This window comes from Novosphingobium panipatense, from assembly GCF_900182875.1.
Lineage (GTDB): Bacteria > Pseudomonadota > Alphaproteobacteria > Sphingomonadales > Sphingomonadaceae > Novosphingobium > Novosphingobium panipatense.
The window spans coordinates 70,165-84,145 of record NZ_FXUI01000014.1; the positions used below are offsets into that span (position 1 = coordinate 70,165).

The window sequence follows — 13,981 nt, forward strand, 5'->3', positions numbered from 1 at the left end:
CTGCTATTCTTCCGCCTCGCAGGAGAGGGTGCCAGTCCGTGCCCGCTTCTCCCGCGCTGCAACGCCTTGGCGATACCGGCCGATCTACGGCCGGGCGCAATGGACACTGGCAGTTTGGCAAAATAATGCATCATCCATCATCAGCGGCGATCATGGATTGACCGCGTCGAACGGAGATCAGCAATGGCAGTGGACGTGAAGGAAAAGGAGGTCGGAGCAGCACCGGCGGAAGGGAAGATCACGGCGGACGCCATCAAGGCCGCCGAAAACATGATCGGCATGCAGCTGCGGCCGGAAGGTCCCTATCTGCAGGATGCGACCGAAGATACGATCCGGAACTTCTGCAACGGGATCGGTGACCTCAATCCGCTCTACCGCGATTTGGAGCATGGCCGTCTGACCCGGCACGGCTCCATGCTGGCCCACCCGAATTTCCCGATGGCTTTTGGCTGGGTCGGTAGGACGCGTTGGGGGCTGCCCGGCGTCCACGGCTTCTACGCCGGGAACGATTGGGAAATGTTCCGTCATGTCCGGCCTGGTGATCGCATCAATGCGATCGAGCGGGTCGTCGGGGTGGATGTGAAGGAAAGCCAGTTCTCCGGCACTCTGGTGCTGCAGTACGTGGAAGCGAGCTACTTCAACCAGCGTGGCGAACTGGTGGCGCGCGCCCTCGGCACCTGCACCCGCCATGAACGCAAGGCTGCGCGGGAAGCCGGCAAGTATGCCGACATCAAGACGCACGAATATACTCCCGAAGAGTTCGAGCACATCGATCACGCGATCCTGAACGAGGAAAAGAACATCCGCGGCGGCAACGTGCGCTACTGGGAAGAAGTGCAGGAAGGCGAGACCCTCCCTGAGATCGTGCGCGGGCCCTTGAGCCTCATGGACACGATGGGCTTCCTCGTCGGATGCGGACGCGGCCACACGCACGGTGTCATCTTCAAGAACGCCGTGAAACACCCTGGCCACTTCTTCCGGAACCCGGAAGCTGGCGGCGGAATCGAATACACGGGCATCGGCCACCATCGCGAATCCACCGCCAAGGAGGTGGGCGTGCCCGGCGTATACGACTACGGACCGCAGCGCTCGGCATGGATGGCCTCGCTCATCAGCAACTGGATGGGGGACGCCGGTTTCCTCAAGCGCATCAAGACGCGAATGAGCCGCTTCAACACGATGGGCGATTGCACGTGGGCTCGCGGAACAGTTACGCGCAAGTACATCAAGGATGGCTACGCGCTCGTCGATATCGAGATCAAGGGGGAGAACCAGCGCGGGGAGTTGACGACGCCGGGCCTCGCCACTGTGGTCCTTCCCTCGCTCGATCCGAACACGAAGGTGTTCGTCGACGGTTCCGGGCTGGATCTCGAACTGCCGGTGGTCCGGTAAGAGGGCGTCATGGCGGCGGAGGAGCAAGGCGCACCTTTGAGCGGCACGCGGGTTGTGGCCATCGCCAACGGCGTGGCGGCGGCCTATGCCGCCCGGATGCTGTGTACGCTTGGTGCGCAGGTGGTCCTGGTGGAGCCGCCTGGCGGCTCCCCCCTTCGCCGCGAGCCTCCTTTCCTCCCTGCCTCAGGCGGGGAGTTGACGCAGACCAGCGCTCTGTTCGCCTATCTGGCCGCAGGCTTCGAAAGCAAGGTGATCGACCCCCGGGGAGCGGCGGGAGCGGCCTCGCTGGCGGAGACGTTGAGCGCGGCCGACATCCTTGTTGACGACACTCCCGTTGCGGGGCGAGAGGCGTTGGGGCTCGACCCACAAGCCACCGCCGCCCGGTTTCCGGATCTCATCCATGTTTCTGTCCTGCCGTTCGGCAGCGAGGGTCCGAAAGCTGAATGGAAGGGCACAGACCTCATCGTCCAGCACGCGGGCGGCGAGGGCAATCTGCTGCCCAACGGGCTCGCGGTGGAGATGTTTCCTGACCGGGCACCCCTCAAGATCGGCGGGTATTTCGGCGAGATGCAGGGTGGTGTTGCTGCGGCTCTCGGCGCGCTTTCCGCCTTATGGGCGAGAGGGGAGGTCGGCGGGCAAGCCGTTGATGTCTCCAGTCAGGACGCCATGCTTGCGGTCGGCGCCTTTGCGATCCAGCGCCTTGGCGACGGTTCGGTCGAACATCGGGTGGAGCGCAGTTTCCGATATGGCGGCGTGATCCCCTGCGCAGATGGCTTCGTGGAACTGCTCACGCTGGAGCAGCGGCAGTGGGAGGGGCTTGTCGAACTGCTGGGCCGCCCGGATTGGGCGCTCGCCCCCACGCTGGCCGACAACATTGAGCGCAGCAGACGCGGCCCCGAAATCAATCGCCACATCCGGGAATGGGCCAGCCTCCGGACTGCCGATGAGATCGTCACGGCCGGGCAGCGGCTGAACGTGCCACTCGCCCGCTACAAGAGCCCGGCTGATATCCTCGCGGGAGAGCAGGAGTGGCACCGGGCGCTCTTCCAGAAGATTTCGGTCAAGGGGACGGGAATGCTCGATGTGCTTGTGTCGCCCTTCCACTTCGATGACGAACCGCTCAGCCTTTGCGGCGCCCCCCCTGAACTGCCCGCCGGAAAGGCCGTGGAGGCGGTGTCGTGAAGCCGCTGGAAGGCATCCGCATCGCCGATTTCACCGTGCACAACGCAGGTCCCTTCTGCACGCACCTGCTGTCGCAACTCGGCGCAGAAGTCATCAAAGTCGAAAGCGCCATGCGTCCCGATGCATTTCGCAAGCCGCATCCGGTCTATGGGAGAGAAGGGCCGGCGACGTTCGATCAAGTGGCATCGAACAAGCTGTCGGTCCGTATGAACCTCAAGAAACCGGAGGGGGTCGCACTCGCCAGGCGCCTCGTCGCAGCCAGTGACGTTGCTGCGGAAAGCTTCCGTCCGGGTGTAATGGCAAGGCTGGGGTTGGGATACGATGCCTTGAAAAGCGTGCGCGAAGACATCGTCTTGCTCTCGATATCGTCTTCCGGGCAGAGCGGTCCGGATGCGTACTTCGCGGGTTATGCGCCTCTTTTTGGCGCCTGGGGCGGACTGGGTGAACTGACAGGCTACGCGGACGGCCCCCCGGTGGAGGTGCGCCACGTGATGGATCACACGGTCGGGATGAACGCGGCTGTCGCGTTGATGGCGGCTCTTCACCGTCGCCGCCGGACGGCCCGGGGCGCACACGTCGACGTTGCCGCACGCGAGGTTGCCGCCTCCCTGATCGGCGACCAGCTCCTGCTGGCTGCGGCCGGCGGGCAGCCGGCGCGTTCGGGCAATGCGCATCCGCGCATGTCGCCGCATGGCGTTTACCGGGCCGCAGGAGAGGACCGCTGGCTGGCACTTGCGATCGAGAACGACGCCCGATGGCAGGCGTTCGTGCGTGTGGCCGGTGTTCCTGATGACCCGCGGTTCCGCAGCGAAGAAGGCCGCCGCGCCCATGCCGAAGCGGTCGATGCGCTGATCAGCGAATGGGCCTTGCGGCAGGATGCGACACAGGCCGCTGCAGCCTTGCAGAAATCCGGCATTGCCGCGCACGTGTCCTGGACCACACCGGAACTGGCCGCTGACCCCCATCTGCGCGAGCGCAGGGCGATCGTGCCGGTTTCCGAGCCCGACGGCACCGTGCGGGCTGCGGTCGGCGTGCCGATGCGCCTGTCCAAGGGCCAGGAGATCGGTATCGTTCGCGGAACGCCGGCGCTTGGCGAGCATGAGGACTACGTTTTTGGCGAAATCCTCCAGATCGGTCGGGAGGAACGCCGCCGGCTTGAGGACGAGCAGGTGATCTACTGATCACGGTGGAAAGGATGGGCATGAGCGACATACCGACCCTAGGTTTTATCGGGCTGGGCGTCATGGGGGGCGGGATGTGCGCCAATGCGGTGCGCAGACACCCGAAGCCGCTTCATGCCTTCGACATGAACGCACAGGCTCTGCGGACCCAAACCGATGTCGGAGCGGTTGCCGCGGCTTCGGTGGAAGATGTGGCTCGGGCGGCGCAGGTCATCTTCCTTTCCCTTCCAGGCGGAAAGCAGGTCCGGGCCGTCGCCGCAGAAATCGCTGCGCATGCCGCGAAAGGCACGGTCGTGGTGGACTTGTCCACGACGAGCGTTGCCGATGCCCGCGACGTGGCCTCTCTGCTGGCGGATCACGGCATGGTCTTTGCGGACGCGCCGGTGGCGCGGACGCGGCAGGCAGCCGTAGAAGGTACGCTTTCCATCATGGTTGGCGCGGATGAGTCGGTTTTCGCCCGCATCGAGCCGCTGCTGCGCTACATGGGATCGGACGTCACGCTTTGCGGCGGCATCGGCTGCGGGCAGGTGGTCAAGCTCATCAACAACACCCTGCTGTTCGAACAGGTGGCGGCCTTGGCGGAAATGTTCGTGGTGGCCGAGCGGGCCGGGGTGACCCGCGAAAAGTTAGTGGAGGCCGCTCGCTCGGTTCGGGTGACAGTTTCGCTCTGCGCAACCACGGGCTCAAGGCCATGGCCGCCCGGGTGTTCCCTGAAAAGGCCTTCCCGATGGCCTACACCCTCAAGGATCTTTCCTACACCATCGAACTGGCCGAGCAGATGGGGGTTGAGCCAAGGCTGCCAAGATTGGCCGCCGAGTATTACCAGGCGGCGATCGATCAGGGCCTGGGAGAGCGATATTTTCCCGCCATCGTGGAGGTGGTCGACCGCAAGTAGCGGCGATCGAAGGGAGAGCAGGATGCAGGAACGCGAGCTGAAATACCGGGTCATCGCCGATGGCCTGCTGTTTCCCGAAGGCCCGATCGCGATGAACGACGGTACGGTCCTGGTCGTCGAGATCAAGGGGGGGCGCCTCATTCGTGTGCAGGAGGACGGTAGCAAGACGGTTGTGGCGGAGCTTGGCGGCGGTCCCAATGGTGCCGCCATAGGTCCCGACGGCGCATGCTACGTGTGCAACAACGGCGGCTTCCACTGGCTGACGGAGGACATCTTCGACACCATGGGATACATGCGTCCGCACGGGCGGGCGCACGACTATACAGGCGGCTCCATCCAGCGGGTTGACCTTGGGACCGGAGAGGTCACTACCCTCTACACGCACTGCGATGGCGTGCCGATCAATGGCCCTAACGACATCGCCTTCGATGCGCAGGGGGACATGTGGTTCACCGATCATGGCAAGACTTACGGCCGCGTCATGGACACGGGCGCGGTATACCACGCGGCGGCGGACGGTTCATGGATCCGGGAAGCCGTTTTCCCGGTGCTGACCCCGAACGGCGTCGCGCTGTCTCCCGATGAGAAGACCCTTTACGTCTCCGAGACGGAAACCGGCCGCCTGTGGCGCTGGACTGTGGCCGCAGGTGGGCAGGTGCTGCGCGAGCCCTGGCCTTCACCGAACGGTGGCGTTCTGCACGGGCATGCCAAAGGCTACCAACGGTTCGATTCCATGGCGCTTGAGGAGGAGGGCAATATCTGCGTCGCCACGCTGGTCACGGGCGGAATAACCGTCTTCTCCCCAGAAGGGGAGAAGCTGGAGTATTGGCAAGGGCCGGAACCGTATTGCACCAACATCTGCTTCGGCGGGGCCGACAGGAAGACGGCGTACATAACGGTTTCCGGACGCGGCTTGCTCATAGCTGCGGAATGGCCGCGCGCCGGGCTTCCGCTGCCCCATCAGCGCGGGTGATCATGAGGGATTGGGCTTTCCTGCCGCCGCGTCTGCAAGTGAGCGGCACCGTGCAACAAGGACATCATGCGTGAGTGGATTTGAAGACTGGCTCGGACGCAGCCAGAGCACGAGCGACGTTCTGGACGCCGGCCGCAGCAATGCGCTGGATCTGGCGCTTGGTGGTGACGGCATACTGAAAGCGGGTGATCCGCTCCCTGCATTGGACCACTGGCTTCATTTCTGGGACGTCAGGCCGCCGCAGGGACTTGGGGCGGACGGCCACCCCGCCAAGGGAGGCTTCCTGCCGCCCGTTAAGTTGCCGCGCCGCATGTGGGCAGGCGGGCGCCTGACGTTCCACAAGCCCCTGTTTCTGGGCGACGAGGTGCGTCGTACGTCAACAATCGTCAACGTCGCCGAGAAGAGCGGGCGCAGCGGAACGCTTGTCTTCGTCACCGTCCGCCATGAACTTGCGGGCCGCGACGGGCTCGCCGTTACCGAGGAGCAGGACCTCGTCTATCGCGAACCTGCGCCCGGCGTCCTGCCGATGCCGACCGCCATGCCGGCACCTCCGGCGAAGTGGACGCGCAGTGTCGATCCAGACACGGTCCTGCTGTTCCGCTACTCGGCCCTCACCATGAACGGGCATCGCATTCATTATGATCGGCCTTACGCCATGGCTGAGGAGGGCTATCCAGCGCTCGTCGTGCATGGGCCCTTGCAGGCGGCCTTGCTGATCCGCTTGGCGGCCAGCAGTCTCGACAGACCCATCGCGAGCTTTGAATTTCGCGGACAGCAGCCGGCCTTCGATGGTGTTTCGCTGCATATCTGCGGAGAGCCCGAGGAGGGCGGAGCGCAGCTCTGGACCCAGCAGGGCGAGAGCCGCAACATGATCGCCACCGTGCGCACCGCCTGACGCCGGAGATGATGATGACGCAGACCTACCAGCTTTATATCGATGGCGCGTGGCGCGCAGGGTCCGGCGGGCGTACGCTCCCGGCGATCAACCCTTACGACCAGTCGGTTCACGCTCATATCGCCGTCGCCACCGAGGAGGATGTGGACGCGGCGGTCCGTGCGGCGCGCCGCGCCTTCGAGGCGGTATGGAGCAAGTCCACCCCTGGCGAGCGTGCGCGCCTGCTGAACCGGGTTGCGGACCTGCTCGACGGGGATGCCGAGAGGATGGCGCTGCTGGAGACCACCGACAACGGCAAGGTCATCCGCGAAACTCACAACCAGATGGGATATGCGGCGCGTATCTTCCGCTACTACGCCGCCTGGGCCGACAAGATGCATGGCGATGTCGTGCCGCTGGATCAGAAGGACACGCTCGATTTCGCTATTCGCGTGCCTTATGGCGTCATCGGTGCGATCACGGCCTGGAACTCCCCCGTCGCCATCCTGTGCAACACACTGCCCGCCGCTCTTGCCGCCGGCAATTGCGTCGTCCTGAAGCCGTCGGAACATGCGTCCACCACCACGCTGGAGATTGCGCGGCTGATCGAGCGCGCCGGTTTTCCGGCAGGCGTGGTGAACGTCGTGACGGGAGAGGCGGACACGGGCAGGGCGCTGGTCAGCAACCCCGGGATCGACAAGATCAGTTTCACCGGCAGCCCTGGCGTCGGACGCGCGATCGCGGCGGCGGCGGGGCACAACCTGAAGCCGCTGACGTTGGAGTTGGGGGGTAAGTCGCCCAACATCGTCTTCGACGATGCGGACTTCGACAGGGCCCTTATTGGCGCTTTGGCCGGCATCTTCGGTGCGACCGGGCAGACATGCATCGCCGGGTCGAGGCTGCTGGTGCAGCGCGGGATATATGAGCGGATGGTCGAAGGTCTTGCCGGGCGTGCTGCACGGATACGGATGGGCGATCCGCGACTGGCCGAGACCGAGATGGGCACAGCCGCCAACGAGCCGCAGTTCAACCGTATCCTCTCGTTCATCGAAGACGCGAAGGGGCAGGGCGCCCGCCTTGTCGCAGGAGGCGGCAGGGCGGAAGGTCCGGGGCTGGAAAACGGCTTTTTCATCCAGCCCACCATCTTTGCCGACGTTCGCAACGAGATGAAGGTCGCCTCGGAAGAGATCTTCGGCCCCGTCCTCTCCATCATTCCCTTCGACGAGGAGGACGAAGCCGTCCAGATCGCCAACGACACCGCCTATGGTCTTGCCAGCGGCATCTGGTCCCAGGATATCAGCCGTTGCCTTCGCATGATGCGGGCGATCCAGAGCGGGGTTGTCTGGGTTAACACGTACCGGGTGGCCGCTCCGCAAGCGCCATTCGGCGGTATGAAGGATTCCGGCTACGGCCGCGTGCGCGGCGAGGCGGGCATCCTGGAGTTCATGCAGACGAAGAACGTCTTCATCGACTTCTCAGGCGACCGCCGAGATCCTTTCTCGATGAAGTTCTAGCCCCCTGTCCGTCGAAGCCGACTCTGACAACTGGGCCTCACCTTGCGCGGGGAGAGGGGAAAGCTCATTGGGCCGCTTCGCCGATTTCTTCGGCCTCCGCTGCCTGGCGCGCCCACATTTCGGCATAGAGGCCATCGCGGCGCAGCAATTCGGCATGGCGGCCGCTCTCCGCCAGCCGGCCCTCGTTCAGGACGAGGATCCGGTCCGCGTCTGCAATCGTCGACAGACGATGGGCGATCGTCAAAGACGTGCGGTGCTCGGCCACTCGGTGCAGGGTGGCCAGGATATCCTGCTCGGTGCGGGTGTCGAGAGCGCTCGTCGCCTCATCCAGGATGAGGATCGGCGGGTTCTTGACCAGGGTCCGGGCAATGGCCACCCGCTGTTTCTCTCCCCCTGACAACTTGAGACCGCGTTCTCCCACTTCCGTGTCGAAGCCTTGTGGCAGGCGGGCGATCAATCCGGTCAAGGCGGCACCCTGTGCTGCGGCGATGATCTCGTCCGCGCCGGCTCCTTCGCGGCCGTAGCCGATGTTGTAGCCGATGGTGTCGTTGAACAGGACGGAGTCCTGCGGGACGATGCCGATCGCCTTGCGCAGGGACGCCTGAGTCACGTTCCTAATATCCTGCCCGTCTATCAGAATGCGGCCGGAGAGGGGATCGTAGAAGCGGAACAATAGGCGGGCGATGGTGGATTTTCCCGCACCAGACGGGCCGACAATTGCGAACGCCTGCCCCGCTGGAACCTCGAAGGAAAGGCCCTGAAGGATCGTCCTGTCCTTGTCGTATCCAAATACGACGTCGTCGAACACGATGGAGGGCTGCCGGACGATCAGTGCCGGAGCGCCCGGAGCATCGGGCACCTCCACTTCGGTATCGAGCAGCCGGAACATCTCAGCCATGTCGATCAGGCCCTGCCGAATGGTGCGGTAGACCATGCCCAGCATGTCGAGAGGCCGGAAAAGCTGCGTGAGGTACGTCTGCACGAAGACGAGCTGGCCCGCAGTATACTCGCCCCGCCACCAGCCATAGACGGTCCAGCCAAGGGCGCCTGCCATCAGCAGGTTCACCACCAGGCCTTGGGCGATGTTAAGCAGGCCTAGCGAGTTCTCGCTCTTGACAGCTGCGACGGCGTAGGCGCCGGTCGCCTGTGCGTATCGCTTTTCTTCCCGCTTCTCCGCCGAGAAATACTTCACCGTCTCATAGTTGAGGAGGGAGTCCACCGCACGGGCGAGCGCCTGACCGTCAAGCCGGTTCATCTGCTCGCGCAGCTTCGTGCGCCATTCGGTGATCACGCGAGTCACCCAGATGTACGCGGCGATGGCCACAGCCGTGGCTATCACAAGCCCGGGACCGAAATTGACGTAGAAGATGACTGCCACCACCGCGAGCTGCAGGATGGTCGGCGCGATGTTGAAGAGCATGAAGTAAAGCATCGTGTCGATGCTCTTCGTGCCGCGCTCGATCGTCTTCGTGACCTCGCCCGTGCGCCGGGCGAGATGGAACCGCAGCGAAAGGCGATGAAGCTGGCCGAACACGTTCTCTGCAAGCTGCCGCGTGGCTTCCTGGCCCACGCGTTCGAAGACGATGTTGCGCAAGTTGTCGAACGCCGTCTGGGCGAGGCGTCCGGCCGAGTAGCCAAGCACCATCAGCATGGCGAGCCGCACCATCTTGGGGCCGCTCGTTCCCATGAGGTCGATCGCCCACTTCATCAGGTATGGCAACATCAACTGCGTTGCGGTGGACAGGAGGATGAACACGCAGGCCCACACGATCCGCCACCGAAGCGCAGCATTCCCCTTTGGCCAAAGGTAGGGCAGGAAGCGGAGGAGGGTGCGCCAGCCGTCATGGCGGGCTTGGGGATCACGTACGGCGGTATCTGGAGGCATCGCTGCTATTTAGGCAATGCGCCTCTCGAAACAATCCGGCAATGTCTCGGAATGGCCTGGCGACTGGAATGTTGGCTACTTCGCGTCGACAAGGTCGAACAGAACCTTGCGGCTTGAAAAGTCTATCGCCACGCGCTTGAAGGCCCGAAGCTCCCTCATGCCGAGGAATATGGCCGGCTTCCTGTCCAGCCTGAGTTCAGCGAAAGCCGGGGCGTCGGCGTAGGCGACGGGCACATTGGAAAGGGTCATGCGTCCAAGCTCCAGCTTCCCGGCGACCGCAAGCTCCACCGGAAGCAGATGGCCCGTCACGCTTGACACTTCGCTGGTACCCAATGCCTTCTGCCGCTTGCGGGCGAGGGACCGTTGTAACGCCCGGTTGCCGATCGTCCCGCTGGCTCCGGTGTCGATGACCACATCGGTGCGTGTGCCATCGATGAGAGCATTCGTGAGGATGAGGCGGCCGGAGCGGCGCTTTGCCCGCACCACGATTTCGAACTCGCCGCGCGTGGCCGTGGCGGCCCTATCTGCGATGCTGATCCGGTTGCGGGTGAAATCGAGCAGGACACGCTGATGCTGGAGGCTGTCCGTGCCGAGGATACCGTCGGCGCCGATGTTTATCCGTTCGAGCAGAGGAACGGTCAGGTTACGAAACGAAAGCGCCCCCACGGCGATCGAGTGGACCTGAGCCGTCGTCACGTGCCTCGAGCCGGCGATGCCCACCACGCGGACTTGTGGCCCTTCCGCCAGACCCAGCGTGGCGGCGAGAGCCGTCGACAAGACGGTCCGCTGGGAACCGGTGTCGATGATGAAGCGGAACGGGCCGATGCCGTGCACCACCGCCTCTATCGTCATGCGGTCATAGGTGTCGGCCTCCGCCTGGACGACGTCGTCGGCCGGCTTCTCCTGCGAGATCGGCGGGGGCGTGGCGCCAAGAATCACCGGATCGGCGATCAGCATCGCCAGTGCCATGCTCGCTGCAGACATCGCATCCTCCCGGCGGCGACTACGCGTCGCTTCTGCCAGGTCTCCAGGGTATCACGTGTGCCGGAGGGACGCCACGCTCAAAAAGCCCGCTAGTTCAGCCGGTACCGGGATTAAGCCGCGCCCGGATCGGCCCGGTCGCGTGCAGGAGCATGCCAAGGAGATCCGCCCGGGCGGGGTGCCTCACCAGAATCACGGCGGCAAGCCATGTCAGACCCGACGCAAAGCCCGTTACGGCCAGCTCAAGGAAGCCCATGGTCGAGGGCGTCCGCCAGACCGTGACCGCAATGACGGCGGGCACGATCGTCGCCACAGCGATGACGGCGCTGGTGACGTAGACTTTCAGCATGGCCTTCCATGTGAAGCCGACGAGGCGGTGGAGCCACACGGCGTAGAGACAGAACCACCCCGCTCCATAGACAAGGCGCGAACCCGCGGCCGCCTCGACGCTGATGGCCGCGCCGAGTGCGAGCGTCGTCACCGAAAGGGCGGTGTCCGCCAGGTTCAGCACCAGCAATTGCCGCAGGCGCCCCAGTAGGATCGGCAGATCCATGTGCAGGGGCAGGGCCACGAAGAAGCATTCCGCAAGCGCCGCAAAGGCCAGCAATGGTGCCGCATCCACCCAGCCGGGGCCGTACAGCAGCAGGATGATCGGCTCGCTCAGGACGGCCAGCAGGGCCATCGCAGGCCACACGATCGCCCCATGGGCGGCAACAACCCGTTCATAGTAAGGTCCGAGGTCGCGGCCCTCGTCGCGAAGTCGGGCGAAAGCCGGATAGTAGATCGCGCTTACCGCTCCAGCCACGAGGTAGTGCAACTGGGAGGCCAGGGCGAGACCCCGGCTGAAAAGCCCTGCCGCCGCCATGCCTTGCATCCGGCCAACGACAAGGTCCGGAGTGCGCATGCCGATGCCGCCGGAAAGATAGAGGAGCGCGCTGCCCGATCCAAAGCCGATAATCTCGCGGGCTCTGGCTAGGCGGATGGGGCCGCCTGGCCGCGCGGGATTGAGGAATTGCGCTACCCCGGCGCGCGCAGCGGCTTGCGCGATCATCGCCCAGGCAAGGGACTCGGCCGAGAAGCCGGAAGCCGCAAGTACCAGCGCGCAACCGCTGTTCGTCACGGCTCCGGCCACGTTGACGAGGAACGTCCCCTTGAAGTCGAGCTTCCGCGACAGCAGCGCGACGGGCACGATACTCCAGGGCGTGAGCAGATAGGAGGCGGCGATCAGTCCCAGAATCGGGAAGAGCCGCGGTTCGGAGTAGAAGCGGGCCAACGGAGACGCGACGGCCAGGATGAGTGTCGCGAGCACGAAGGAGAAGCCCACCGCGACGACGGTGCAGTGCCGGATCGTCTCGCCGTCGGCCGTGGGATGGCGTCCGAGGTAGCGCGTCAGGCCGAAGTCCTGAATGACCGACAGGATCATCGCTGCGGCAAGCGCCACCGAGAACAGGCCGATCTCGTCAGGTCTCAGGAAGAACCGGGAGATGATGACCGAGGTGGCGAACTGCAGGACGAACTGCGTGTACTGACTGCCCGCAGCCCACAGAGCTGCAGATTTCACGCTGCCCTCGCCGCGGCCCGTGGTCGCCGAAGGCCTCGCTTCCTGCTCCATGTGTGAAGACATGGAAGCGTCAGGCTCCGGAGGATCGAAGCAGCAGCCATGCCAGGCGAAGCGCGCGCCGGGGCTCGCCAAAGCGAACGAGCCGCAGCACGGTTCGCCACATCCCCTCGCGCCGGCCACCGTCCTTCAGGTAGCTGAGGAGAAACTCGAATCCCTCTCCCCGCAGGGCTGCGGGTGAGTAGAGAAGGCCGAGCGCCGCTTGCTCCCGCACCGTCCAGGCCAGCCCGGTCTGTCCGAACAGGGTGTCGAGTTCGTCGATGGGAGGCAGGTGAAGCAGACTGGCGGTCGGGTCAGGCCGACCGGCCCGGCGTTCCCGCCAGGCCGCGTGCGCCACGACGGATCCGATTTGCTGCTCCATCGCATGGCGGGACGAAACCTGATCGGGATAACGTCGGTATTTCAACAGGCGCTCCGGTATGTTGCCCAGCCGGGTGACGGAGGACAGGCGCAACCACAGATCAAGATCCTCGCAATGCACGAAGGCGGAGTGATAGCCACCGACGGCACGAACGATCTCGCGGCGGAACATGGCCGCAGGGTGACAGATGAGCGGGCCTCCGGACTGGATCGAAGATACCATCTCTTCGTGGGTCACCGGGTGATCGGCACCCGTGCGGACAAGGGGTTCGCCATGAACGCCGATGTCTTCGCTCCAGCTCCCCACGACCCCGTAGTCAGGATTTGCGTTGAGAAACCTGACCTGCCGGTTGAATCGATCAGGTCGGCAGATGTCGTCAGAGTCCATGCGGGCAATGAGGGGCGCCCGCGCGCTTTCGATCATCTCATTGAGGCTGGCCACCAGGCCCCGGTTTTCCCGCAGTATCGGGCGTATCCGGCTGTCCTTCGCTGCATAGTCACGTACGATGGTGGGGGACGCGTCGGTGGAGCCGTCGTCGACGATGAGGAACTCGAAGTCGCCGAAATCCTGGCCCAAAACGCTCTCGATAGCCTCGGACAGGAACGGCGCGCCGTTAAAGACGCTCATGGCTACAGTGACGGCCGGCTCAGGCATGAAGGTCCGTGGTTCCTTGGCATGCCCGCCACGCGGGCCTGTTCTCGATCAACGCGTGGTAACCCTTAGCTGGTAAAGAAAGGGTTCGGGATCTTTTTATGCCGCCGGCCGATGCTGCCGGTCTTGAAGGTCTGGAGGGTCTGGAGGGTCTGCCCATATGGGTGCCTGGAAGAGGCGCATCGCGGCCACCGGGGTCTGTTGAAAACATTTTTGAAATTAGTGTTTGACCGAATCGTGGGTGGGTTTTAGAGGCGCTTTCACCGCAGCGGAACACACCGGCTTTCACCGGCTGCTGCGGTCGCCGACATAGACGGGCAACGTGCTCCTCGAGATAAAAATCGGGGATGTGTAGTTGTCGGGGTTTTTTGTCTGGTGTGATCTTTGACATTGTAGTTTTTGATGAAGGGACATGTGGGCGACGGCGCCTGCGCCTTGGGAGCTTCGGGCTCTATGGCGTAGTTTAAATTTGCC

10 protein-coding genes and 2 pseudogenes are annotated in these 13,981 nt (G+C 64.2%); 8 read left to right on the plus strand and 4 right to left on the minus strand.

Annotated features, from left to right (window positions below; genetic code table 11):
• Positions 1–183: 183 nt before the first annotated feature.
• From QOL62_RS16220 to QOL62_RS16250, 8 genes and pseudogenes are all read left to right on the plus strand, one after another.
• Positions 184–1,392 (plus strand): FAS1-like dehydratase domain-containing protein, encoded by a 1,209-nt coding sequence (locus QOL62_RS16220; RefSeq protein ID WP_103728651.1) that lies wholly within the window; start codon positions 184–186, stop codon positions 1,390–1,392.
• Positions 1,393–1,401: 9 nt separating this feature from the next.
• Positions 1,402–2,574, plus strand: a complete 1,173-nt coding sequence (locus QOL62_RS16225; protein ID WP_283406984.1) for a CoA transferase — start codon at positions 1,402–1,404, stop codon at positions 2,572–2,574.
• Positions 2,571–3,755, plus strand: a complete 1,185-nt coding sequence (locus QOL62_RS16230; RefSeq protein WP_283406985.1) for a CaiB/BaiF CoA transferase family protein — start codon at positions 2,571–2,573, stop codon at positions 3,753–3,755. Before QOL62_RS16225 ends, QOL62_RS16230 begins: the two co-directional genes overlap by 4 nt.
• 20 nt (positions 3,756–3,775) lie before the next feature.
• Positions 3,776–4,381 (plus strand): annotated as a pseudogene (locus tag QOL62_RS19925) (NAD(P)-dependent oxidoreductase); the annotation flags it as partial.
• 65 nt (positions 4,382–4,446) lie between these two features.
• Positions 4,447–4,650, plus strand: coding sequence for an NAD(P)-binding domain-containing protein (locus tag QOL62_RS19930; RefSeq protein WP_379503088.1), 204 nt, complete (start codon positions 4,447–4,449; stop codon positions 4,648–4,650).
• An 82-nt stretch (positions 4,651–4,732) separates the two neighbouring features.
• Positions 4,733–5,623 (plus strand): annotated as a pseudogene (locus QOL62_RS19935) (SMP-30/gluconolactonase/LRE family protein); the annotation flags it as partial.
• Positions 5,624–5,693: 70 nt separating this feature from the next.
• Positions 5,694–6,518, plus strand: coding sequence for an HTD2 family dehydratase (locus QOL62_RS16245; protein ID WP_283406986.1), 825 nt, complete (start codon positions 5,694–5,696; stop codon positions 6,516–6,518).
• Positions 6,519–6,532: 14 nt separating this feature from the next.
• Positions 6,533–8,011, plus strand: coding sequence for an aldehyde dehydrogenase (locus tag QOL62_RS16250; RefSeq protein WP_283406987.1), 1,479 nt, complete (start codon positions 6,533–6,535; stop codon positions 8,009–8,011).
• 64 nt (positions 8,012–8,075) lie between these two features.
• On the opposite strand, the gene QOL62_RS16255 is transcribed toward QOL62_RS16250, so the two are convergent.
• The 4 genes from QOL62_RS16255 to QOL62_RS16270 all read right to left on the minus strand — a co-directional run bounded on the left by QOL62_RS16255 (position 8,076) and on the right by QOL62_RS16270 (position 13,510).
• A complete protein-coding gene (locus tag QOL62_RS16255; RefSeq protein WP_283406988.1) occupies positions 8,076–9,896 on the minus strand; it encodes an ABCB family ABC transporter ATP-binding protein/permease in 1,821 nt (606 codons plus the stop codon).
• 75 nt (positions 9,897–9,971) lie between these two features.
• Positions 9,972–10,880 carry an aspartyl protease family protein gene (locus tag QOL62_RS16260; RefSeq protein WP_283406989.1) on the minus strand — a complete coding sequence of 303 codons (909 nt, stop codon included), beginning with the start codon at positions 10,878–10,880 and terminating at the stop codon, positions 9,972–9,974.
• A gap of 94 nt (positions 10,881–10,974) precedes the next feature.
• Positions 10,975–12,438: an oligosaccharide flippase family protein gene (locus QOL62_RS16265; RefSeq protein WP_283406990.1), complete on the minus strand. Its 1,464-nt coding sequence runs from the start codon at positions 12,436–12,438 to the stop codon at positions 10,975–10,977.
• A gap of 70 nt (positions 12,439–12,508) precedes the next feature.
• Positions 12,509–13,510, minus strand: a complete 1,002-nt coding sequence (locus QOL62_RS16270) for a glycosyltransferase (protein WP_283406991.1) — start codon at positions 13,508–13,510, stop codon at positions 12,509–12,511.
• Between the last annotated feature and the right edge of the window lie 471 nt (positions 13,511–13,981).